Origin of the sequence: Sorangium sp. So ce726 (genome assembly GCF_051521405.1) — a bacterium.
Lineage (GTDB): Bacteria > Myxococcota_A > Polyangia > Polyangiales > Polyangiaceae > Sorangium.
Genome location: NZ_CP150349.1, coordinates 6,735,389 through 6,759,495, shown reverse-complemented (window position 1 = coordinate 6,759,495; position 24,107 = coordinate 6,735,389). Strand labels below are relative to the sequence as shown.

Below are 24,107 nucleotides of genomic sequence, written 5' to 3'. Positions count from 1 at the left end.
CTCGCCTGCATGCGCGTACGCAACGAGAAGAGGGCGCCCTGATGCGCTTGGCCATCGTCGCCACGCCTAGCTTGCACCGCGATCAGCGGCCAGCGCCCGGATCGCTGGACGGAGATCTCATCCGGGCCCGCCTCTCGCTGGACGACGCGGGCTTCCGGGTGATCGACGTCGACCCCGCCCGGGATCTCGCGGAGCAGCTCGACGCGCTGTTCGACGAGGTGGTTGCGACGCGGAGGACCCTGGTCGACGCGGAGGACGCCGCGCGCGACGACGCCTCCACCCTGTTCCTCTTTTACGCCTCCAGCGCGGTCGCGCTGTCGCCGGACGGGGAGCTCTTCCTCTGCCTCGACCCCGAGAACCCCGGCGTGGGCGACGCGCTGAGCGACATCGCCGCGGTGTTCCGCGATCGCGCGCGCGGCGAGGTGCTCTTCGTCATCGAGTGCCACCACGGCCCCGGGGCGACCTCGCGCGCCGTCGTCGCCGCCGCGGAGCAGGCGGTGGCGTATCCGGTGACAAGGGTCGAGCTCCTCGTGGCGGCCCACCCGATCGGCTCGCTCGACGCCGATCTGCCGTCGGTGCTCACCCGCGCCTTCGTCGAGCACCTCGACGAGGCCGAGCCGGAGCGCGGCCTCACCGCGGAGGCGATCTTCCGCCGCGTGGAGGGGAACGCCGAGCTCGCCAGCGCGATCCCGTGCTTCGCGCGGACGGGCGGGCAGGGCTCCTTCTCGGTGCTCGTCCCGCGCGGCGGCGCCCCGGGCGCGTCCCCGGCGAAGAGGCCCGAGGCAGCGCTGATGGACGTGGCGGACGAGCGGGACGCCGCCACCACGCCGGCGCCGGCGCCGGACGATCCGGTCGCGCAGTACCTCGCGGCTGGCGACATGCTCGCCGCCGCCGCGGACCTGGAGGGCGCGCTCACGGCGTACAGGAAGGCGCTCGCGCTCGTCGGTGTCGCGCACCGGGACGCCCGCGCGGAGGTGCATCTGCGCATCGCCCAGACCAGGTGGCGCCAGGAGCGGCATCGCGAGGCGATCGAGAGCTTCGACAAGGCGCTCGCGCTCGCGCCGGAGCACCGGCCCGCGCTCGAGGCCCTGGTCGAGCTCCACGTCGCCGGGCGCGACTTCGTCCGGCTGCGCGTCGCGGAGGAGCGGCTGCTCACGCGCGTCGAGGGGGACGGCGATCGCTTCGGGTTCCTCGTCCAGTTCGCAGAGCGCTGGGAGAGCATCGCCGGGGAGCCGGCGCGCGCGCTGGAGCTCCTCGAGCGGGCGCGGGAGCTCCGCCCCGACGACGCCGCGGTCTTGCGCAGCCTGGGCCGGCTCTACCAGGCCGCGGGCGACGTCGAGGCGTCGATCGAGGCGCGCCGCTGCCTCATCGAGCGGATGGAGGAGCCGAGGCAGCGGGCGGTCGCGCTCCTGGAGCTCGCGCGCGCCGCGATGCAAGGCGAGGCCCGCGCGACCTTGACCGAGGTCACGCGGGAGCGGGACGGGATCGAGCTGCTCGAGCGCGCGCTGGACGCAGATCCCACGTTCCTCGATCCGCTCTCCCTCATCGCGATCCTCCTCTCGGCGCGGCAGGAATGGGGCGAGCTCGAGCTCGCGTACCGGCGCATGCTCGATCGGGCGCAGCGCATCCCCGACCTGCACGTCCGGAGCGACGTCACCTGGGAGCTCTGCCGCCGCCTCGGCATGCTCTTCCGCGATCACCTCGAGGATCCCAGCTCCGCGCTGGAGGCGTTCGAGGGCGCAGTGGACGAGCGACCGGACGACGTCCCCGGGCGGCTCAGCGCGGCGTCGCTCGCGCGGACCGCCGGCCTGCTCGAGCGCGCCGCCGCGCACCTCCAGGCCGCGGCCGTGCTCGACCCCGGCAACGTCCAGGTGTTTCACGACCTGTTCGACACGTTCCAGAAGCTGAGGCGGGTCGACCAGGCCTGGTCCGCGGCGAGCGTGGCCGTTTACCTCGGCGCGGCCGAGGCGCGGGAGCGCTTCATCTTCGAGGAGCACCGCCCGGCGGGCCTCGTCCAGCCGGCGCGCGGGCTGAGCATCGGGACGTGGGACCTCCTGCGCGCGGGCGATCGCGATCGCGCGCTCGAGGAGGTCCTCGCGTCGGTCGCCGGCGCGGCGATCCGCGCGCGGTTCGCCCAGCGCGTGCGGGAGAAGCGGGTTCCCCAGCTCGATCCGGCCGCGCGCGCCGACGCAGAGCGGAACGCGGCGGGCGTGGTTCGCCTGTTCTCGTGGGCGAGCCGGTGTCTCGGGATCGCCGCGCCGGCCGTCTACCTCCGCAAGGACGCGCCGATCGCGGTCGCCGCCGTGGCGGTCGAAGAGCCGAGCGTCCTCGTCGGCGGCGAGGCGCTCCGCGGGAGGACGGCGGCCGAGCTCGCGTTCCTGGTGGGCAGCCACGTCGCGTACCACGTAGGCCCGCACCGGCTGCTGCTCCATTTCTCATCGCTCGAGGAGCTCGGCGTCTGTCTGGCCGCGGCCGTCAAGGTGGCGCGGCCGTCGGAGCTTGTCCCTGTCGATCTCGAGAGCGCGGTGCTCGCGCTGGTGCCCCTCCTCGACGAGCACCTGACGGAGAGCGAGCGTGACGCCCTGGAGGCCGCGGTGTTCGAGCTCTACGAGATCCGCGCGCCGCTCGATCTCGCGCACTGGGTGGGATCGGTCGAGCGGTGCGCTGCCCGGGTCGGCTATCTGCTGACCGGCGAGCTCTCGGTGGCGGCGTCGTCGCTCTCGCGGGGAGACGCGCCGGGCGTGCTGACGGCCGAGGAGAAGATCGGCGATCTTCTCTCCTTCACGGTCTCGGACGCCTACCACGCCTTGCGCGAGGAGCTCGGCGTCGCGATCGAGCCCTGAGCTTTCCCCGTCAGGGGTCCGGCCGCGGATGGCTGGACCCCTGCGTGGCTGCGCGGCCGAGCGCACGGCGCTGGCTTTGTCGCCTCCCAGCGCTGCGTCCGCTCCGCGGCCGGCCCGTTCACTCCTTGCCCTGGAGGTAAGCGAGGTACGCGTCGTGGCTCGGCGGCCGGCCGAGGAAGCGGGTGACGAGCGCTCCCGCCTCGACGCCGCCGCCCTTCGCGAGCACCTCGTCGCGGAAGGCGCGCGCGACGGCGGGGTTCAGCAGGCCTTCCTGCTTGAAGCGGGTGAGCACGTCGCGCGAGAGCGACAGCGCCCACTGGTAGCCGTAGTAGCCCGCGTCGTAGGTGATGAGGTGTCCGAAGCTCGACTGCAGGTGCGTCCCCTTCACGAAGGCGAAGGACTCGTTCGCGCGCTGCGCCTGCTCCACGACCAGGGTCGCGTCGAAGCCCGGATCGCGGGTGTGGAGCTCCAGATCGATCGACGCGAGGGTGAGCTGCCGCTGCGTCGCGAGCGCTCGACCGAAGCCTCGCGCGCGGGTCATCGCCTGGAAGAGGGCGTCCGGGATCTTCTCGCCGGTCGCGTGGTGCTTCGCGAACAGATCGAGCACCTCGCGCGACCACGCCCACTCCTCGAACATCTGGCTCGGCGCTTCGACGAAGTCGCGCACCGTCGCGGTCCCTGAATAGGAGGCCAGCTCGGAGCGCGTCAGGAGGTGGTGCAGCACGTGCCCGAACTCGTGGAAGAACGTCACCACGTCCTCGTGGGACATCAGCGCCGGCTGCGCCCCCGGCTTCGGGAAGTTGCACTCGAGCGCCGCGACGGGGGTCTGCCATGACCCGTCGTCGAGCAGCTTCGCCGTCCGCACGGTGAACATCGCCGCGTGTTTGTACTTGTCGGGCCTGCTGTAGAGGTCGAGGTAGAACTTGCCGATCAGCTTGCCCTCCGAGCGCACCTCGTACGCGGTCACGTCGGGGTGCCACGCCTTCGCGGGGACCTCCTTGTACTCGAGGGCGTACATCTTCGCGGTGATGTCCATGAGCCCCTGCTTCACCGCGCCGAGCTCGAGGTAGTCCGAGAGCGCCTGCGAATCGAACTGGTACGTGGACGCGCGGACCCGATCCTCGAGGAAGTAGCGATCGGAGGGGGGGAGCTTGTCGGTCGGCTTGCCTCCGAGCCGCACGTGCTCCTTCATCAGCGCGGCGAACTCGGCCTTGGCGGGCTCTTTCAGCGCGGTCCTGACCTGGTCAAGGAAGCCGCGCACGGCGCCGCTCGTCCTGGCCATTCGCGGCTCGATGGCGTAGTCCGCCCAGCTCTTGTAGCCGAGCATCTTCGCCTTCTCGGAGCGGAGCGCGAGGAGGCGATCGATCAGCTTCACGTTCTTCTCGCCGCCGCGGTTGGTGAACAGGACGTAGAGCTCGAGCGCGGCCTTGCGGTCCTTGGCGTAGGTGACGAACGGGAAGAAGTCGGGGTAGTCGGTGGTGATCTCGACCTTGCCGTTCGCCTTGGGCGCGTGCTTCGCCACGTACTCCTTGGGCAGCCCCTGGAGGGACGCGGGCGCGATCTCGATCGATGCGGTCGACGCGGACAGGTTCGACATGAACTCCTGCCCCATGCGGGTGATCTGCTCGTTCACGTCGCGGAGGCGCTGCTGTCGGTCCACCGGCAGCGACAGCCCGTTGCGGCGGAAGTCGCGGAGGACATCGGACAGCAGCCGGGCGCGCTCGCCTTTCAGCGTCTCGCGCGCGTCGCCTTTCGCGGCGTACGCCTCGATGACGGCGGCGAGATCGGCGTCCAGCCACATCGCGGTCGTGAACCTGTCGACCTTCGGCTCGCAGAGCCTCGCGGCCTCTCGCACCGCCGCGTCCGGGTGCGCGACCCCCATCAAGTACGGGAACTCGCCCGCGCTGTTCACCTCGAGCGCGGCATCGTCGAACCGCCCGAGCGTCGCGGCGTAGGTGAGCTTCTCCGGCGGCGCGCCCCGGAGCGCCCTGATGGCGTCGAGGTGCCCCTGTGCTGCGCGCAGGTGCTCGTCGCAGAGCTGCTTCACGCCCTCGACGGTGAGCCCCTGCGCCACGGGGTCGAACTCGGCGCGCGGCGGCGTCTCGGACGGCGCGGTCGTCGCCGGCGTCGACGTCGCTCCCGGCGGCGTCGCGCTGCCGGCCGTGGCCGGCGAGGAGATCTCACCGGTCTGGGTGCCAGCGTTGCAGGCGACGAGCAGGAGAAGTGAGAGGAGCCCTGAGCGCGCGGGTGTGTAGCCGACCTTCATGTCGGTCGGGCTATACCACGGGGAGCGGGGAGGCCCGGGGGGAGCCGCCGGCAATCTGCGCCCGCGGGTCTGCCGACGACGGAGCGCGCGGTGCCGGCCTTCGAGCGCGGTCCGGCGCCGCGTGCTCCAGAGCACCCGGCGGCGCGCGCCCGGTGCACGGGCGCTCACGCCGCGAGGTGCTTCAGATTCTCAGTTGGTCTCCGGCGGCAGGTAAGCGAAGAGGCAGTTGTATCCCCGGCTCGTCACGTCGGCGGCGGGGGTTCCGGCCGATACCCTGACGAGCAACCGGTTCTCCGCTGCGCCCTCCGGGATCGCGACGCGCTCGATGTACAGGTTGTCGTCTTCGGTCTCCTTGGCCGAGTAGGTGGCGGCGTCGATCGGTGTGCCGTCTCCGTTCAGCACCTCGGCGCTGAGCTCGCGGACCCCGGACCCGTTCCGCTGCGCTTCGCAGATGACCGAGAACGTCCAGCCCTGTTCCACATCGTCGAGGGGGACCGCATAGATGTCGAGATCGGCGGTCTCTCCGTCGGCGATCTGCCCCTCGATCGCGTAGCTGACGCCGCCTCCCCCGTTGGGGAAGGAGACCAGGCCGGCTTCCGGCGTCTCCACGACACCGTTGGTCTCCTCCTCGGCCTCGAGGGGATCGGAGCTCGTGCGGTTGTGCAGCAGGATGTAGAAGTCGTTCTTTCCTACCTCTCCCGCAGGGCGCTTGACGAAGACGAAGTACTCTTGCCCGGCTTCCACGGGGAGGGTGATATCGCCGCCCGTCGACGGGTCCACCTTCGCGTACGCGTTGGTCAGATCGGTCGAAGCGAACAGGGCGATCTCGCTGACCTTCACCGTCGAGCCGTTGCCCTCGATCCCTGTCGGCTGGTCGGCGATCAGCTGGGCGAGGATGGCGTTGTCGACCTCGGGGGTCTCCGGCGGGGTGAACGAATACACGTCGACGTCGGTCGCGCTCTCGAAATTGCCGAACGCGAAGGTTGTGAAGTAGCCCGACTCGTCGCTGTTCAGCTCATAGTGCAGCTGCACGGCCTGCTCGGAGTCATTGTTGGGCTCGGTGTCGCCGATGAGGCTGTCGGTATCGCTCTCCGCCACATCGAGCGGGAGGAGCGCCACCCCGTAGTCGAAGCTCAAGACCTCGGCGGGGTCGAAGCAGCCGTTCGGGAAGGCGAAATCCGGGAAGGCGGCGTTGCAATCCTGGACGACGATGAAGTAATCGCCGTCTGCTGGTAGGACGGTGAGGAGCTCGCTGTCATTGGTGAAGCCCAGGGCCGGGTCGTCGTTCTGCGCGAGCTGGTTCCCGTCGGCGTCGAGCAGCGTGATGACGGTATCCGGGTATGTCGGATCCCTCTCGTCATCCGCAGGCCTCGCGTCGCTCAGGATGTACACCGGCTGCCCCTTGGTGCCGGTGAACCTGTAGTAGTCAGCGTCCTCTTCGAGCGGATCGAGCGTCCCCTCGAGCCAACCGTCCTCGGGTTGGATCGGCTCCGCTTCTTCGGGGCTGTCGTTCCCGTCGTCCACCTCGCCTGAGCCCGTGGAGGTGCTTCCGGCGACGGCGCCGGTGGTCGCGGAGGACGTCGTGGTGCTCCCGGCTCCTCCCTCGCCGCCGCCGCCGTCGCCCTCGTCGTCTCCGCCGCAGCCTGCGGCGGTCGCCGCGATCGTGCTGAGCACGAAGAAACCCAGAAAATGCATCGACTTCATGGCACCTCCAACGTTTTCTATCCCACAGCGACTCCTGGTGTAGCGGCGTGGGAAATATACACCTACGCTTCTGCTCGTCCTGCGCGCCATGGGAGCGCACGCTTTTGACGGGCGGAGATCTGGAGCATACGTAATGGCCGGGTGCTGCTCCACAACCGAATGGTCGAGGTCGGATCGGCCTGTAGAGTTCGGTGGTTGGTGAATCTGGTCGCAATGGCTCCGGGTATGACTCCCTGAGAAGAGATCCCGATCTTCGTTGGTGCGCTTAACGACTCGGGCGGAACACGGAATTCGCCGGTGGGCTCACCGGCTCGATTCGCGTCCGGCGGCGCGTGCTTCCAGCAGGGAGGGGCGAGGTGAGCCGGCGCCGCGCGGCCGCCCCCTGCTCGCCTCTCGCCGCCGGCTCGACCGCGTGCTCCGATGGCCGCTGGAACTTTCGCCATGCCCCGTCCCGCGCTCGTCCTGGCCCTGCTCTTCGCTCTCACCCCTGGCTGCTCGTCGGACATCGACGCGTGCGAGGTGGTCTGCACCAAGAACGCCGAGTGCCAGACCGACAGCCCTGGAAAGGACACGTGCGTCGCGCTGTGCCTCGATCTGTCCGACCGCGCATCCTATGCCACGGCCATCGAGCGCACGGCCGAGTGTTACGAGGAGGAGGACCGGTCCTGCGCCGATCTCGCGGGTGGCGTCTGCGACTACTCGCCGGAGGATTGATCGACGAGGCCCCCGCCTCGCCGGTGCGCGGCGCGCTTCCTACTCGGCCGCCATGAACGGATAGGCGACCGCGCGCGGTGGGGCGAACGTCTCCTTCACGACCCGCGGGGAGACCCAGCGGAGCAGGTTGAACAGGCTGCCCGCCTTGTCGTTCGTGCCGGAGGCGCGCGCGCCGCCGAACGGCTGCTGCCCGACCACGGCGCCGGTCGGCTTGTCGTTGATGTAGAAATTGCCCGCGGCGAAGCGGAGCGCGTCGCTCGCCGCCTCGATGAACGCCCGATCCCGCGCGAACACGGCGCCGGTCAGGCCATACGGCGACGTCTCATCGCAGAGCGCGAGCGCCCTGTGCTCCTCGCCGTCGGGGTAGACCCAGACCGTGAGCACCGGCCCGAACAGCTCCTCCGCCATCAGCGGGTGGCGCGGATCCGTGGTCTCGATCAGCGTCGGCTCGACGAACCAGCCGTCGCTCCCGTCGTGCGCGCGCGCACCGCCGCCGCACACGATCGAGCACGCCGCGTCCGCCTTCGCCGCGGCGATCCGCCCCGTGAGCCGGGCGTGCGCTCGCTCGTCGATCACCGCGCCCATGAAATTGCGGAAGTCAGCGACGTCCCCCACGCGGATCGCCCGGATGTGCCCCACGAGCCGGTCCTTGAGGGCCGGCCAGAGCGAGCGGGGGATGTACGCGCGCGACGCGGCCGAGCACTTCTGCCCCTGGAATTCGTAGGCGCCCCGGACCAGCGCCACGGCGAGCGCGTCGACGTCGGCGCTCGCGTGCGCGAAGACGAAGTCCTTCCCGCCGGTCTCACCCACGATCCGCGGGTAGCTGCGGTAGCGCCCGATGTTCTCCCCGATGCGACGCCAGATCGACTGGAAGACCGCGGTCGAGCCGGTGAAGTGGATGCCCGCGAAGTCCGGATGATCGAGGCACGCGTTCGAGACGAGCTCGGGCTGGCCCATGACGAGGTTGATGACGCCGCGCGGGAGGCCCGCCTCGATCAGCAGCTCCATCACGAAGTGCGCGGAGTACAGCGCGTTCGCGGACGGCTTCCAGACCACCGTGTTGCCCATCAGCGCCGGGGCCGCGCACAGGTTGCCCGCGATCGCGGTGAAGTTGAACGGCGTCGCCGCGAAGACGAAGCCCTCCAGCGGGCGAGGCTCCGCGAGGTTCCAGATGCCGGGCGCGCTCGCCGGCTGCTCCGCCGCGATCCGGTGGGCGAAGTGGACGTTGTAGCGGAAGAAGTCGATGAGCTCGCAGGCCGAGTCGATCTCGGCCTGGTACGCCGTCTTGCTCTGCCCGAGCATCGTCGCCGCGTTGAGCGTGGGGCGGTAGCGGGTCGCGAGCAGCTCGGCCGCCTTGAGGAACACGGCGGCGCGCTCGGTCCACGGCGTCCTCGACCAGGCCGGGTGCGCCCGCCGGGCGGCCTCGATCGCGCGCGCGATGTGCTCGGCGCCGCCTTGATGGGCGCGGGCGAGGAGGAGGTCGCGCCGGTGCGGCGCGCGGACCTCGTCGAGCGCTCCGGTCCGGATCGCCTCCCCGTCGATGACCATCGGGATCTCGATCGTCTCCCGCGCCCGGCGATCGAGCTCCGCCTTGAGGGCCGCGCGCTCCGGACTGCCAGGCGCGTACGTGAGGACGGGCTCGTTCAGAGGGCTCGGGGGCGTGGCGATGGCGTCGATCATGACGCGAGTCTAGCGGGGGAGCCGAGGGCGCGCAGGCTCCGGCGCCGCTGCTCTCCGCCGCGGCGTGAGCCAGATGGCCGCGGAGGAGAGCGCTCGGCGCAATTACGCGATTCGCACAATTCTAACGATGTCAGGTTTCCGGCGTCGCTCGCCTTGGGCAGCGACCACGTCGCCGCTACTCTCGTGAGATGCGCGAGCTCATCACGCCGCCCGATACGATCCTCGACCCGATCACGGGAGCGGCGCGCGTCGGGTCGTACCGGGGCGATCTCCCGCGCGTCGACCCGGCGCTCCTCGCGCCGCGCAGGCTCGATCGGCTGCGCAAGCACAAGCGATGGGTCTACGTGGCGATCGCGTCCGACGAGGTCTTCGTCGCCGTCGCGGTCGTGCACCTCGGCTACCTGTCGATCGCGTTCAGCGTCGTCTTCGACAAGGCAGGCCGGCGGTTGCTCGTGGACCGCGCGACGTTCGGGCCGCCCTTCGCGGCGAGCGTGGGCGACGCGAGCGGCGAAGGCTGCTCCGCGCGCGCGTGGCTCCCCCGCGCGCGCGTGCGGATCGAGCGGCCGCGCAGGGACGCGACGACCGCGGTGACCGCCGCGCTCCGCGGCATCGAGCTCGAGGCGCGGCTCGACAGCCGCGGGGCTCCGCCTGCGCTCTCGGCGATCGCGCAGGCATCGGACGGCGTCCTGGTCACCACCGAGAAGCGCCTGCTCCTCGGCGTCGAAGGCGAGGCGTCGGTGCTCGGTCGCCGCATCTCCCTCGACGGAGCGATCGCCAGCTACGACTACACGGGCGGCCTCCTGCGGCGCCGCACGACCTGGCGCTGGGCCCTCGCGCTGGGGCGCGCGGAGAGCGGCGAGCGCGTCGGTCTTAACCTGGGCGAAGGCTTCGTCGGCGACGCCGAGTGCGCGCTCTGGATCGACGGAGAGCTCATCCCGCTCGCCGAAGGCCGTTTCACCTTCGACGCGGCGCGGCCGCTCGACCCATGGCGCGTCCGGACCGCGGATGGCGCCGTGGATCTACGCTTCGTTCCCGGCGCGGCGCACTCGAACCACACGAACCTCGGCTTGCTCGCGTCGGAGTTCATGCAGCCGATCGGCCTCTACTCGGGCACGATCCGCCTCCCAGACGGGCGGCTCCTCGAGCTCAGGGACGTCCTCGGCGTCACGGAGGACCAGGACATCACCTGGTAGGGGCCGACGGGTCGAGGTGGCGGCTCCGCTCGGTCAGCCGCCGCGGCGCTCGGCGATGAGCTTGTCCAGATCGTCCTCGGTGACGAGCTTCGTGCCGTACTTGCGCGCCTTCACCGCCTTGCTCGACGTGGACGCCACGTCGGCGATGACGAGGTAGTTGAGCTCCTTCGTGACGCTGTTCAGCACGCGCCCGCCGTTCGACTCGACGAGGTGCGTGAGCTCGCCGCGGGGACGCGCGCCCGCGCCGGTGAAGCAGAACGTCAGTCCGGCGAGCGGGCCTTCGGCCTCGGGCGCGACCGGGACGATGCCGCCGGCGAGCAGCCGCGCGATCTCTTCGCTGCGGGCGCGCAGCCCTCGAACGATGCTCGCGGCCTTGATCGCGCCGAGGCCCGGGATGCTGGCGAGCTCGTCCTCGCCGGCGGCGAGCAGCTTCTCGATCGTCGTGTACCCCGCCGACACGAGCAGCCGCGCGGTCTGGATCGCGAACCCCTCGATGCCGAGCGCCGCGAGGAACACCGGCAGCGCGAGCGGGAGGCGGCTCTTCAGCTGCTCCAGGCACTTCGTTGCGCTCTTCTCGCCGCGCCGATCGAGGTCGGCGATGCTCTTGACCGTGAGCTTGTAGAGGTCGAGCGGCTCTCGAACGAGACCCGCGGCCACCACCTGCTCGATCAGCTTGTCGCCCCACTCCAGCGCGCCGATGGCGTCGATCCAGTTGTGGATGCGCCCCTCGATGAGCGCGCGGCACGCGGCGTTCCGGCAGAGGAGGTACTCTCCCTCGACGACGAGCGGCGCGCTGCAGACCGGGCAGACCGACGGCGGGACGGCGACGGGGCCGCGCTTCTCGACGACCTCCTCGACGTACGGGATCACGTCGTTGCGCCGCGAGACCAGCACCTCGTCGCCCACCCCGATGCCGAGGCTCCGCACGTTGGCCGAGTTGTGCAGGGAAGCGCGCCGGACGTTCGCGCCGGCGAGCTCCACCGGCTCGACGATCGCCACCGGGGTGACCCTGCCGCTCGGCCCGGTGTCCCACTGGATCGCCACGACCGTCGTCACCTTGGCGGGCGACGCGAACTTGAAGGCGACCGCGCCGCGCGGCCGGCGGTTGACGTCGCCGAGCAGGCCCTGGAGGTGGAGCGAGTCCACGTAGACGACGAGCCCATCGATCTCGTAGTCGAGGCCTGCGCGGAGCTCGCTCGAGTAGCGCCGGTAGAGCTTCACGACGTCCTCGACGCTGCCGTGCGCGGTCTGCGGCGTCGCGAAGCCGAGCTCGCGCAGCCAGGCGAAGCGCGCTCGGCACGTCGGGATCTCGAGGTGCTCGGCGACATCGTAGAAGAGCACGGTGCAGTGCTCCGCCCCCTGGCCGTCGAACCGCTTGGCGGCGCCCGCGGCCATGTTGCGCGGGCTGGTGACGCCGGGGAAGTGGCGCTTCATGTCCGAGAGGCGAAGGATGATCTCTCCGCGCACGGACAGCCGGCCCTTCTCCCGGATCCGCGAGGGGATCCCCTTCATCCGCGCGACGTTCGCGGTGATCCGCTCGCCCCACTCACCGTCGCCGCGGGTGATGGCGTCGACGAGCTTGCCGCCCTTGAAGATGACCTCGATGGAGATGCCGTCGAGCTTCTCCGCCACGAAGAGGTCACCCGCGACGCTCGAGGCGGCGGCGTGCGCTGGCGGCGCGGCGCCCGTGCCGCCGTCGCCGTGCCCGTCCTTCACGAGGATCTCGTCGCACCGGGCGACCCAGGCCAGGAGCTCGTCCTCGGAGACGACCTTGTTGAGCGAGCCCATCGGGATCTCGTGCCGCGCCTTCTCCCACTCGGTGATCAGGGAGGCTGAGCCGACCCGGGCGAGCACCGGGTGCGCCGGATCGAGGGCGCGGAGCTCGTCCTCGAGGGCATCGAACGCCGCGTCCGAGATCTCGGGGCGCCCTGCGTAGTAGCTCGCCCTGTATTTCTCGATGCGCTCGGCGAGCTCCTCGATCCTTGCCTTGTGCTTCGGATCCGTCGCGAGCCCGCCCTGCAGCGCGTTGCGCGCTCCGGCGTCGTCGTGGTGTGCCTGCGTCATCGCTTGCCTCGGCTCACTCGAGCTCCGTGTCGCCGGCGCGCCGGGCGGCGGCGAAGAGATCCCCCATGTCCATCGCGAGCTCGGACGGGAGCTCGTCTTCCCGGAACAGCCTGACCTCGCGGATCTCGAGCGGGTTTTGCGGAGGGCGCGTCGGCGCGGCGATCCGGGCGGTGACGACGACCGTCACGGCGTGGAAGCGGATGTCGCGATCAGGCCGCGAGTACACGCCCACGACCCGCCCAAGCTCGACCTCGGTGACGCCGGCCTCCTCGGCGAGCTCCCGCACGATGCTGTCGCGGAGCGTCTCCCCCCATTCCAGGGTGCCTCCCGGGAGCGCCCATGTTCCGGTGTCGCTGCGGCGAATGAGCAGCCAGCGGCCGTCGGCGGTCTGAGCGGCGGCGGCGATCCCGACGACAGGTCGCCGGAGCAGCGCGCGCGCGACCTCCTTGGCAAGGGCGAGCACAGAGCGCGGCAATATCGACAGGGGAGCGATTTCCATGAGAATTTTTGTGACGTGCGGGGAAAGCATAGGAGCGATCGGGCGCCGCCGGGAGAGGGTTCCGTGCGGCCTCGGCGGATCGTGCGGACATCCATGAGCCATGCGGCTCAGGCTCGGTCGCGGGAGAGAGGCAGGCTACGCTCGTCCCCATCATGGCGATCGTGCGGAGGGCGATGCGCGCTCCTGTCGGGTTGTACGGCTGGGCTTTCCTCTGCGGTGTGATGGCCTCAGGGGCGGCGCTTGCGCTCGCGTCGCTCCCGAGCTGCACCGAGGAGCGGCTCCCGTCGCCGCGCCCTCAGGCGGGCAGCTCCACCAGCGCGGGCGCCTCGGGGGGAGCGCTGCCCGATGCGGGCGCCGACGAGGGGCCGGCGAACGTCTGCGAGTGCCTCGCGGCCTATGGCGGCGAAGCCGGGCGCTGCGGCGATTGCTTCAACGAGCATGCGTCCCGCGGTGGGCGCTGCGAGGCGGAGCTCGCGGCGTGCGACGGGGAGCCTGAGTGCAGGCCGATCAGCCTGTGCCTCAAGGGGTGCGGCCACAACAAAGCCTGCCAGATGGCGTGTGTGTTCCCGGACGATGCGGGCGCCGCTCACCGGATGTTCCAGCGGGTGCTCGCCTGTGTGTGCTCCGCGTGTGACGCCAGGTGCACCTACTCAGGCGCGCCGCTCGAGTGCGCCGCGCCCGCCGAGGTGGATGGCGGCGGTGGAGCCGCGGGCGCAGGCGGGGCAGGTGGCGCTGGCGCCGGCGGCGCTGCGGGTGGCGGCGGGGCAGGTGGCGCTGGCGCCGGCGGGGCTGCGGGTGGCGGCGGGGCAGGTGGCGTTGGCGCCGGCGGGGCTGCCGGTGCCGGCGGGGCAGGTGGCGCTGGTGCTGTCGGGGCTGCGGGAGCGTCCGGAGATCGAGGAATCTGACGAGCCCTGCGCTCCCGTCGGCGTGTGGTCCACGCCGGTTCCCCGTGCGGTAGGCTTGCCGCATGGAAAAACCGGTGATCTGGGCGGCCCTTCAGCTCTCCAGTCAGGAGAACGTGAGCGAGAACCTGGCGCGGGTCGAGGTGCTCGTCGTGGAGGCGGCGCGCCGCGGGGCGACGACGGTCGTGCTGCCCGAGAACTTCGCGTACATGGGCAACGAGGAGGGGAAGCGCAACATCGCGGAGGACCTCGACGCTGGCGGCGGTCCGATCGCGCGTCGTCTCGCCGACGCGGCGCGCTCCGCCCAGGTGACCCTCGTGGCCGGCGGCTTCCCTGAGCGCGCACACGATCCGGCGCGGCCCTACAACACCTGCGCGGTGTTCGGGCCCGACGGCCGGCTCACCGCGCGCTACCGGAAGATTCACCTCTTCGACGTCGAGATCGCCGACGGAACGAAGTACCGCGAGTCGGCGTCAACAACCGCCGGCGATCGCCCCGTCGTCACCGAGATCGACGGCGTGAAGCTCGGGCTCTCGATCTGCTACGATGTGAGGTTTCCGGAGCTCTACCGTGCGCTGTCGTCCGCGGGTGCAGAGGCCATCGTCGTCCCTGCGGCGTTCACGTTGCTCACCGGCAAGGACCACTGGCTGGTCCTGCTCCGCGCCCGGGCCATCGAGGCCCAGGCGTACGTCGTGGCCGCGGCACAGTGGGGCAAGCATCCTGGCGGGCGGGCGACGTTCGGGAAATCGTGCGTCATCGATCCGTGGGGTGAGGTGATCGCTCAGGCCTCGGAAGGGGAGGGGATCGCGATGGCGATGCTCGACCCCTCCTACCTCGATCGGGTCAGGGCGAACCTACCCTCGCTCACGCACCGTAGGCTCTGATCGTCGTGTCATGGGGGTAAGCACTTTGTCCTCGCACCGGAGGTGGCAGTGCCGGCGCTCCGTAGGGTCGATCTCTGCCGTCAGCTCACTCGGCAGAGGCGTCGCTCGGCTCCGACTCTCCGGCCGGGGGCGGCGTGCTGCCGCGCTTGGACAGGAGGGCGCGGAGCTCCGCAGGCCTGCGAAAGCCGATGCGGCGGGCGACCTCTCCCTCGGTTAGCCCCTCATGCAGCAGCGCTCGCGCGCGCTCCGCACGCACCTCATCGTAATAGACGTGGGGCGATGACCCGAAGGCGGCGCGGAAGAGCCGTGCGAAGTGAAACTCGGACAGATCGAGGTCCAGCGCGACCTCGTAGGAACGGATCCTCTGGCCCGCTTCCGCGGCGCTGCGGATGCGGTCGCGGCCGAGCAGGATTCGCTCCGAGGTACTGCGCGGGAGCGGGGCTGCCGAGCGCGGTGGTGGCGTGGATCGGGGGACGCCGGTCGCTCGCGGCGGCTGCGCGCTGTGGATCGGCGCAGCGACACCAGGCGTGGGGAGCGACGCCGGCCGTGCGGCAGGCGCGCCGCTCGGAACCGACAGGGAACATGCGGCCGGCATGCTGTGGGACGAGGAGGGTGCGAGCGGAGTCGAGATGGGAAGCGCAGTCGTCACGAGTACCTCTCCAGCGGTGAAAGGGCGGTGTCTCGCGGTCATCGCGGCCACCGGCGCGACGTATTGCAACCAGCAGGCCGCAAGCTGACGCAGCGAACTCGGCTCCCGTGGATCGGCATTCAGCAGCACAAAATGTCGCGATTGCCCGGCAGCCTGCTCGCGATGTCCGACGGGGTGTGGCCTGCCGTTCACGTGGCACAGGCGCCAGAGATCACCCGCGGTTGGCACATTGTGTCTTCGCGACGTGCACGCCATGGCGGTCGCCTGCATTGCGACATCCTCGCGGCGAGCTCATGGCGGTCAGGGAGGATGAATGCAGGAGCGCGGCCCCGCATCCAACGAGGTCCGCGCGAGGCGCGAAGTCGCCGGGACCTCTCGAACGAGGGATCGATGTCAGACGTCGATCTCGGCGTTCGGCGCGCGCTCCATGATGAAGCGGAAGCGCGCCTGGGCGTCCTTGCCCATCAGCTCGTTCAGGATGCGATCGGTCTCGATCTCTCCCTCGATCACGATGCGCAGCGCGCGCCGGCGCCGGATGTCGAGCGTGGTCGCCTTGAGGTCCTCCGCGGGCATCTCGCCGAGCCCCTTGAACCGCGAGATATCCGCCTTGGCCGTCTTGGGGAGCTTCGCGAGGACCCGGTCGCGCTCGGCGTCGTCGAGCGCCCAGTGCGTCTCCTTGCCGACGTCGATCCTGTAGAGGGGCGGCTGCGCGAGGAACACGTGCCCGCCGCGGAGCAGGCCGGGCAGGTGCCGGTAGAAGAACGTCAGCAGCAGCGTCGCGATGTGCTGGCCGTCGCTGTCGGCGTCCATGAGTAGAAAAATCCTTCCGTACCGCAACTTGGAGGCATCGAAGTCCTTTCCAAAGCCGCAGCCCAGCGCGCTCACGATGTCCTGGAGCTCTTTGTTGCCGAGCACCTTCGAGGTCGAGGCCTGCTCCGCGTTGAGCACCTTGCCGCGGAGCGGGAGGATCGCCTGGGTCCGGCGGTCCCGGCCCTGCTTGGCCGAGCCACCTGCGCTGTCGCCCTCGACGATGAAGAGCTCGCTCTCGCTCGGATCGGTCGAGGCGCAATCGGCGAGCTTCCCCGGCAGGTTGAGCCGGTGCGACACCGGCGTCTTGCGCAGGACCTGCTGGGTCGCCTCGCGCCGCGCCTCCCTGGCGCGCGCCGCCAGGATCGCGCGGGCCACGATCGACTCGCCGGCCGTGCCATTGTGGAGCATCCACTGCTCGAGCGCCGGCCGGACCATGCCCTCGACCGCCGGTCCAGCCTCCGTGTTGTTGAGTCGATCCTTCGTCTGCCCCTGGAACTGCGGGTCCTGGATGTAGATGGAGAGGACACCCACGATCCCCTCGCGGATGTCGTCGGCCGTCAGCGTCACCCCCTTCGGCTGGACCTTCTTTGCGTCCATGAACGCCCGGACCGCCTTCACGATCGCGGCGCCGAAGCCGGACTCGTGCGCCCCGCCCGCGTGCGTGGGGATGCCGTTGACGTACGACTTCACGTACTCGTCGGTCGACTCGGTCCACTGGAGCGCGGCCTCCAGGCGGATCTCGCCCTCGCGCGCGACGTAGAAGATGGTCGGGTGCGTGACCGTCTTGCCGCGCTGGGCGACCAGCTTCGGCAAGAAGTCCGCGATGCCGTTCGGGTGGAGGAGCTCGATCGACTCTCCGGACGAGAGATCGCGGAACACGATCTCGAGCCCTCCGTGGAGGTACGCCTTGGCCTCCAGGCGCTCGCGGATGGTCTCGGAATCGAAGCGCCGGCCCTGCCCGAAGATCTCCGGATCGGGCCGGAAATGGATGCTCGTGCCGTGCTTGCGGGTGGGCGCGCCCTTCTTGAGCTTGCTGGTCGGCGCGCCGCGCGAGAACGTCTGCTGGTGCTCGAAGCCGTCGCGCAGCACCCGGACATCGACGAGCTCGGAGAGCGCGTTGACGACGCTCGAGCCGACGCCGTGGAGCCCGCCTGAGACCTTGTAGTTGTCGCTCCCGAACTTCCCGCCCGCGTGCAGCGTGCAGAGGATGAGCTCGAGCGCGGGGCGCTTGTACCTGGGATGGATGTCCACGGGGAAGCCGCGTCCGTCGTCGGTCACGGTGGCGCCCTGGAGATCGGCGTCGAGCGTCACCTCGATCCGCTTCGCGTGCCCGTTGATGGCCTCGTCGACGGCGTTGTCGACGATCTCCCAGAGCAGGTGGTGGTAGCCCCTGACGTCGGTGCCGCCGATGTACATGGCGGGGCGCTTGCGGACGGGCTCCAGCCCCTCGAGCACCTCGATGTCAGCGGCCGTGTAACGTGCGCCGGAAGCGGCGCGGACCGGGGGATTCGTGGCGGCCATGTTCAGCTCACCTCCAGCGTCGGTACGACGACGGCCGGCGGCACCACGCGGACGAAGCGGTCGCGTCGTGCGACCGGCTCGCCTTGGGTGCCGCGCTGGCCGGCGATTTTGCTCGCGGTTATCTCGAGCGTCTTGCCCTTCTCCGTCTCGACCGTGATCGCGTCGCTCGGCCCGAGGGCGAGCGCGGCGCCGATCAGGCGCTCCCCCTCGGCGACCCGCATGACGACCGAGCCCTTGCCCGGGCCGGAGAGCAGGGCGAGCTCCTCCACGGCCACGCTGAGCGCCCAGGCGTCGCTCGAGGCGCAGAGCACCCGGTCGGCGCCGTCCACCGCGTGGACGAACAGCACCTCGTCGCCCTCGTTCAGCTTGGCGAAGCGGCGCCCGGAGCGCGTCGATGGATCGCGGTGCGGCCGCAGCGAGAACCTGAAGCCGAGGCCTCCTCGGGTGATCGCCAGCGCGAAGGGCGGCTCCGGCTCGACGGAGTCCGGGGTCTGCGCCGGGACGTCGAGCGCCCTCGGATCGAAGGACATCAGCGCGATCAGCCGCTCGCCGTCGGCCAGCTTGAACAGCTTCTGCACGGGATCGCCGTAGCCGGTCGACTGCGGCACCTCGTGGATGCGGCACACGTAACACGCGCCGAGGTTCGAGAAGAACGCGACCGTCGACCGCGTCGAGCCGGCGACGGCCGCGAGGACGCTGTCTCCCTCGCGGATGCGCGTCGAGGCCAGATCCTTGACCTCGCGGACCCGCTTCACCCAGCCTTGCGCCGAGAGGATCACGTTCGCGTCCTCGGCCACGATGAAGTCCTCCGCCTGGTACTCGGGCTCGTCGATCGAGCCGACCACCTTCGTGCGGCGCTTCTCGCCGTAGGATCCCTTGATCTCGACGAGCTCGTCGCGGACGATCCCCCAGCGCTTCGCGTCGCTACGGAGCAGCCCTTCGATCCGCTTGGCCTCGGCGCGCTTCTCGCCGAGATCCTTCTGCACGAGCAGGATCTCGAGCCGCGCAAGCCGGTAGAGCTTGAGCTCGAGGATCGCGTCCGTCTGCTCCTCGTTGAGGGTGAAGCGCTTCATCAGCTTCTCGGCTGCGTCGGCCTTGCCCTCGCTCTTGCGGATGATCCGGATCACCTCGTCGAGCGCGTCGAAGATCTTCTCGAAGCCTTCGAGGATCGTGATCCGCCGCCTCAGCTCGCCGAGCTCGAACTCGAGGCGCCGCGTCACCGTCGCGTAGCGGAAGTCGAGGAACTTCGTCAGGATCTCGTGCAGGCCGAGCCGCCGCGGCGCGGCGATCTCCGCGTTGTCGGTGGGCACGAGACAGGTGAGGTTCACCTGCACGTTGATGGCGAGCGGCGTCTGTTTGTAGAGGTACGCCATCACGAGCTGCGCGTCGGCGCCGCGCTTGAGCTCCATCACGATGCGCACCTCGCCGGTCGACTCGTCGCGCACGTCCACGAGCGTCGGCAGCTTCTTGGAGAGGATCACCTCGGCGATCTTCTCGACGATCGCCTTCCGCTCGATGCCGTACGGGATGGAGGTGATCACGATCTGCGGAGCGGCGCCGCGCTTGCCGTCGCCCTCTTCCAGCTGCCACTCACCGCGGAGCTTCAGCGAGCCCTGGCCAGCCGTGTAGACGGCCTCGAGCTCCTTCTTCGTCGCGTGCAGCTGACCTCCGGTCGGGAAATCCGGCCCCTTCACGTACGAGAGCAGCCGGTGCGTGGTGAGCTCGCGGTTCTCGATCAGCGCGACGCACGCGTCGATCACCTCGCCCAGGTTGTGCGGCGGGATGCTCGTCGCCATCCCGACCGCGATCCCCTGAGAGCCGTTCACGAGGAGGTTGGGGAAGCGCGACGGAAGGACGATCGGCTCGAAGCGGGTCCCGTCGTAATTGGGACGAAAGTCCACGGTGCGCTGGCCGAGCTCGCTGAGCAGCTCCAGCGCCAGGGGCCGGAGCTTCGCCTCGGTGTAACGCATCGCGGCGGGCGCATCGCCGTCCACGGAGCCGAAGTTCCCGTGGCCGGCGATGAGCGGCGCCCGCATCACGAAGTCCTGCGCGAGCCGGACCATCGCGTCGTAAATCGCGACGTCGCCGTGCGGGTGGTACTTGCCCATCACGTCACCGACGACGGCGGCGCTCTTCCGGTACTTCGCGTCCGGCCCGAGGTGCAGGTCGTGCAGCATCGCGTAGAGGATGCGGCGCTGCACCGGCTTCAACCCGTCGCGGACGTCGGGCAGCGCGCGCGACGTGATGACGCTGAGCGCATAGTTCAGGTACCGGCGCTGCGCCTCGTCGGCGAGCGAGGTGTCGGGCGCCGGGGGCGGCGGCGGCTCGCTGTCACCGGGCCGGCCGCCACGGCGGCCCTTGCGGGACGCGTCACCGTCGGACGGAAGGGAGGGGGTTCGAGACACGCGATGCTCCAGGGAGTGCGCGGGCACCGGACGAACAGGTGCTCCGATGTTCAGGTGAACGCTGGCGAGCCTCGGCAATTACCCAGGGGCTCGCGCTCGGTCAAGGCTGCCTCGCGGGAATTTCTGGCAGCGCGTGCTCGCCTGCGCTCGTGCGGACCCTGGCATAGCGTCAGATGGCCGCGAGATCGACCCGAACACAGGGCAGCCGAGCGCGCGCTGACGACGACGCCTTGATTTCAGCGTCCGCCCTTGAGACTCACGGCGCGCTGGGCTACGGGGTGGCGCCTTGTACGCGACAGGCACCCGTCCCATGCTTCGCCTTCTCGGCCGCTGGCTGCGGCTTGTCTGGCTCGGCCTTTTCCTGGTGTTCGTTGCAGTAGCGGCGCTACGGCCCCGGCTCGCGGCAGCTCAGGTGCCCGGAGGTGCTCCAGGCGCGCAGCCGCCCAGGGGTGGCGCCACGCCGCCTCCCGCCCCGGCAAGCGCTGCGCAGCCGCCCGCGCCGGCCGACGCGACCGTGGGAGCCCAGCCTGGCGCCGTTACACCTGCGCAGGTCGCCGCCGACGCCGTCGAGCCGACGATCCATCTGGCGCCCACGGAGGCCGAGCTCGCTCGGGGGCAGCCGGTCGTTCAGGTCGCCGTCGCCGGCAACCGGCGGGTCTCGACCGAGGACGTGCTCGTCTACCTCGGGCAGACGCGGGTCGGCAGGCCGTTCACCCCCGAGGGGCTGGCGCGCGACGTGCGCGAGCTCTGGGACTCCGGCCTGTTCGACGACGTCGAGGTCGACCTCACGCGCCGCGACGACGGCGTGAGCCTGAGGGTGCTGGTCCGCGAGCGCCCGAGCATCAAGGCCATCGAGTTCTCCGGCAACAAGGAGATCGACAGTGAGGACCTCACCGAGGCGCTCTCGGTCGAGATCAAGACCGGCACGATCCTGAGCTACGCGGCGATCCGGCGTGGCGTTCAGAAGCTCCGCGACAAGTACGCCGAGGAGGGCTTCTTCCTCGCCGAGGTCAGCTACGAGGTCAAGCCGGAGCGGGAGAACCAGGTCACCCTCAAGTTCACGATCAAGGAGCACTCGCCGGTCACCGTCCGGCGCGTCACGTTCATCGGCAACCACAACATCCCGGACGAGGAGCTCCGGGAGGTCATGATCACGGGGCAGGGGGGCTTCTTCGCCTTCGGCACCGGCGGTCCGTTCCGCCAGGACGCGTTCGAGCGCGACGTCCTCGTGATCAACGCGCTCTACTACGATCGTGGCTTCCTCGCGGCGCAGGTGGCGACGCCCAGGGTGATGCTCACGCCCGACCGCACGGGCATCGAGGTCACGATCACGATCAACGAGGGGCCGCGCTTCCGCATCCGCTCGCTCCGCGTGTATGAGCGCGACGCCGACGGCCGCGAGATCGAGCCGCTCGGCGGGCGCCGCGCGCTGCGCGAGATGGTGCGGGCCAAGCCGGGCGACTGGTTCAACCGCGCCGAGCTGGCGAAGGATATCGGCGCGATCCAGACGCTCTACCGGGACGCCGGCTACGCCAACGTCGAGGGGTTGCCCGACACCCAGCTCGACCCGGACAGGCGTGAGGTCGACATCACCGTCGCCATCCGCAGAAACCAGCTCGTCTACTTCGGGCGCATCGAGATCCGCGGCAACACGAAGACGCGGGACAAGGTGATCCGCCGCGAGATGGAGGTGGAGGAGCGGCGGCTGTTCAGCGAGACGAAGCTGGAGCGATCGAAGCAGCGGATCACGGCGCTCGGTTACTTCGAGCGGGTCGACATCTCCACCGAGCAGGGCGACGACCCCCAGCACATCAACGTCAACGTCGACATCGGCGAGAAGCCGACGGGCACCTTTCAGATTGGCGCGGGCTTCTCGAGCGTCGAGAACTTCATCGCGACGGCGCAGGTCCAGCAGGCGAACCTGCTCGGGAGCGGACAGTCTCTGTCGCTCCAGGCGCAGATCTCCGGATCGCGGCGCCTCATCGACGTCCGCTTCTTCGAGCCGTACCTGTTCGACAGCCCGTTCTCCGCGGCGGTGAGCGTCTACAACCAGCTGCGCACCTACACGGAGTTCTCGCAGACCTCCACCGGCGGCTCGCTCACGCTCGGCTACCCGCTCATCGAGCCGGAGCTGCGCGCGCAGCTGACCTACACGCTGGAGAACGACGAGATCTCGTCGGCCAAGAATACCGGCCTCGGCACGGCAGAGGAGCGAGCCTCGTTCCAGCGGCTCCCGCTCTACAACCTCTTCAACGCCGGGCTCACGTCGAGCATCCGCCCTGCGCTCACCTTCGACACGCGCAACAACCAGCTCTTCCCGACCTCAGGCATTTACCTGCAGGGCTCGGTGGAGCTCGCCCACAGCGCGTTCGGCAGCGAGAACGAGTTCCTGCGGTACCGTGCCACGGGGAGGTTCTACTACCCGATCACGGACAGCCTGGTCCTCAAGCTGAACACCGAGGCCGGCATGGTGACGAGCCCCAACCCGCAGGGCGTGCCGATCTTCGCCCGCTTCTTCCTGGGCGGCATCCTCGATGTGCGCGGCTTCGAGATCCGGGACATCGGCCCGCGCCTCCCGCTCCGCGAGTCGCTCGATCCGAACTCGCTGCCTGTCGCGAACGGCGCGAATATCGGCGGCAACCTGATGTACTACCAGAACCTCGAGCTGGAGTTCCCGATCCTCGAGGCCGTGCAGATCAAGGGCGTCGTCTTCACGGATCTGGGCAACGCCTGGAATCTCGAGAAGCTCTACTGCAACGCCGCCCCCGCATCGCCGCACGACGTCACGAACCCGTGCTTCTCGGCCGAGCGCCTCCTCGACGTCCGCACCTCGTGGGGATTCGGGCTCCGGTGGTTCTCCCCCCTCGGACCGCTGCGCTTCGAGTGGGGCTTCCCGTTCAAGCGGCTGCCCTACGAAGAGACGTACAAGTTCGAGTTCAACATCGGCAACTTCTTCTGAGCCGCTAGCCAGCGGGCGCAGCAGGGACGTGCGCGCTCCCGGGGGGGTTGCCCGGTGGCTGGTGCGCGGCCGGGCGGACCCTGGCTCGGAGCGTCCTGGATGGCGCGCAGCAGGCGTCGCGACCGCTGGAGGGCGGTCGGCGCTGGGCGGATCGCCGTGGAGTCCGGGGGCAGCGGTTGCTCGTCGGGGGCGCCGCTGTTAGGTGGAGATCCATGCGCCCGGAGCACAGCTCGATGGGGTTCCCCAAGCCAGGCAAGGCCCTGCTGGGGATGATGATCGCGATCGGCTGTATCTGGGTGATGTTCACCCTGGGCCTGAACTGGGGGGGCGCTGGCGAAGGCGTGCTCGAGCCGTTCCTCGGCATCAGCGAGAAGGTGCTCCACGGCCAGGTGTGGCGGCTGCTCACCGCGCCGCTCGTCCACAACCCGAGTGATCCCTGGCACTTCGTCACGACGCTGCTCGGCCTGTATTTCCTCGGTGCCTCGCTCGAAGAGCGCTGGGGAGCCAGACGTACGCTGGCGTTCCTGTTCGGCTCTGCCGCCTTCGCGTTCGCGCTCCAGGTGGCGGTGGGCGCGCTCCTCCCGAAGGTGGCGCGGCCGGTCTTCTACGGCGGGCTCGGGATGATCGAGGCGGTCGCCGTCGCGTGGGCGCTCGCGCACCGACATGCCACGGTCCGCCTCTTCTTCGTCCTCCCCGTGACGGGCACCATGCTGCTCGTCTTCATCTTCGGGATCTCGGTGCTCAACGTCATCGCCATGCGCGCGCCCCCCGAGGGGCTGATCACGCCGTTCGGGGGCATGCTCGCGGGGTATCTCTTCGGCGACTTCTCCCCGCTGCGCCGCTTCTATCTACGGATGCGCTTCCGCCAGCTGCAGGCGCAGTCCGCCGCGCTCCGCCGTGTCCCTGCGGCGCGCGGCCGCTCTGGGGGCGTCCCGCTGAGGGTCATCCCCGGCGGCCAGAAGGACCCCCCGAAGGACAAGCGCTATCTCAACTGAACGGGTCGCGGGGCGCCCC

Annotated in this window: 15 protein-coding genes; 7 read left to right on the top strand and 8 right to left on the bottom strand. The window is 70.2% G+C overall.

The features are described 5' to 3' along the window. Positions 1-41 precede the first annotated feature (41 nt). The gene (locus WME79_RS25140; protein ID WP_437519763.1) at positions 42-2,843 is read left to right on the top strand and encodes a tetratricopeptide repeat protein; all 2,802 of its coding nucleotides are present in this window, start codon (positions 42-44) and stop codon (positions 2,841-2,843) included. A gap of 118 nt (positions 2,844-2,961) precedes the next feature. Here the strand turns inward: WME79_RS25140 and WME79_RS25135 are convergent, their stop codons facing one another. Next, positions 2,962-5,109 (bottom strand): M3 family metallopeptidase, encoded by a 2,148-nt coding sequence (locus WME79_RS25135; protein ID WP_437519761.1) that lies wholly within the window; start codon positions 5,107-5,109, stop codon positions 2,962-2,964. A 189-nt stretch (positions 5,110-5,298) separates the two neighbouring features. Beyond that, positions 5,299-6,813 carry a pre-peptidase C-terminal domain-containing protein gene (locus WME79_RS25130; RefSeq protein ID WP_437519759.1) on the bottom strand — a complete coding sequence of 505 codons (1,515 nt, stop codon included), beginning with the start codon at positions 6,811-6,813 and terminating at the stop codon, positions 5,299-5,301. A 441-nt stretch (positions 6,814-7,254) separates the two neighbouring features. Between WME79_RS25130 and WME79_RS25125 the strand changes: the two genes are divergently transcribed. Then, positions 7,255-7,527, top strand: coding sequence for a hypothetical protein (locus WME79_RS25125; RefSeq protein ID WP_437519757.1), 273 nt, complete (start codon positions 7,255-7,257; stop codon positions 7,525-7,527). Between the two features lie 39 nt (positions 7,528-7,566). On the opposite strand, the gene pruA is transcribed toward WME79_RS25125, so the two are convergent. Then, positions 7,567-9,207, bottom strand: a complete 1,641-nt coding sequence (pruA, locus tag WME79_RS25120; RefSeq protein WP_437519755.1) for an L-glutamate gamma-semialdehyde dehydrogenase — start codon at positions 9,205-9,207, stop codon at positions 7,567-7,569. A gap of 188 nt (positions 9,208-9,395) precedes the next feature. Between pruA and WME79_RS25115 the strand changes: the two genes are divergently transcribed. Continuing rightward, positions 9,396-10,400, top strand: a complete 1,005-nt coding sequence (locus WME79_RS25115; protein ID WP_437519753.1) for a DUF2804 domain-containing protein — start codon at positions 9,396-9,398, stop codon at positions 10,398-10,400. A gap of 33 nt (positions 10,401-10,433) precedes the next feature. Here WME79_RS25115 and ligA read toward each other — a convergent pair whose 3' ends face one another. After that, entirely contained in the window at positions 10,434-12,464 is a 2,031-nt protein-coding gene (ligA, locus tag WME79_RS25110; protein ID WP_437539733.1) for an NAD-dependent DNA ligase LigA, read from the bottom strand. Between the two features lie 13 nt (positions 12,465-12,477). Continuing rightward, positions 12,478-12,963 carry an NUDIX hydrolase gene (locus WME79_RS25105; RefSeq protein WP_437539731.1) on the bottom strand — a complete coding sequence of 162 codons (486 nt, stop codon included), beginning with the start codon at positions 12,961-12,963 and terminating at the stop codon, positions 12,478-12,480. A 152-nt stretch (positions 12,964-13,115) separates the two neighbouring features. Between WME79_RS25105 and WME79_RS25100 the strand changes: the two genes are divergently transcribed. Both WME79_RS25100 and WME79_RS25095 read left to right on the top strand, forming a co-directional pair. Next, entirely contained in the window at positions 13,116-13,868 is a 753-nt protein-coding gene (locus WME79_RS25100) for a hypothetical protein (RefSeq protein ID WP_437539729.1), read from the top strand. Between the two features lie 62 nt (positions 13,869-13,930). Then, positions 13,931-14,749 carry a carbon-nitrogen hydrolase family protein gene (locus tag WME79_RS25095; protein ID WP_437539727.1) on the top strand — a complete coding sequence of 273 codons (819 nt, stop codon included), beginning with the start codon at positions 13,931-13,933 and terminating at the stop codon, positions 14,747-14,749. A gap of 85 nt (positions 14,750-14,834) precedes the next feature. Here WME79_RS25095 and WME79_RS25090 read toward each other — a convergent pair whose 3' ends face one another. From WME79_RS25090 to WME79_RS25080, 3 genes are all read right to left on the bottom strand, one after another. Then, a complete protein-coding gene (locus WME79_RS25090; RefSeq protein ID WP_437539725.1) occupies positions 14,835-15,398 on the bottom strand; it encodes a helix-turn-helix domain-containing protein in 564 nt (187 codons plus the stop codon). Between the two features lie 393 nt (positions 15,399-15,791). After that, a complete protein-coding gene (locus WME79_RS25085) occupies positions 15,792-17,729 on the bottom strand; it encodes a DNA gyrase/topoisomerase IV subunit B (protein WP_437539723.1) in 1,938 nt (645 codons plus the stop codon). 2 nt (positions 17,730-17,731) lie between these two features. After that, positions 17,732-20,134, bottom strand: coding sequence for a DNA gyrase/topoisomerase IV subunit A (locus tag WME79_RS25080; RefSeq protein ID WP_437539721.1), 2,403 nt, complete (start codon positions 20,132-20,134; stop codon positions 17,732-17,734). 310 nt (positions 20,135-20,444) lie between these two features. On the opposite strand from WME79_RS25080, the gene bamA reads away from it, so the two are divergent. Continuing rightward, positions 20,445-23,093: an outer membrane protein assembly factor BamA gene (gene bamA / locus WME79_RS25075; RefSeq protein WP_437539719.1), complete on the top strand. Its 2,649-nt coding sequence runs from the start codon at positions 20,445-20,447 to the stop codon at positions 23,091-23,093. A gap of 212 nt (positions 23,094-23,305) precedes the next feature. Beyond that, positions 23,306-24,088, top strand: coding sequence for a rhomboid family intramembrane serine protease (locus WME79_RS25070; protein WP_437539717.1), 783 nt, complete (start codon positions 23,306-23,308; stop codon positions 24,086-24,088). The last annotated feature ends 19 nt before the right edge of the window (positions 24,089-24,107 follow it).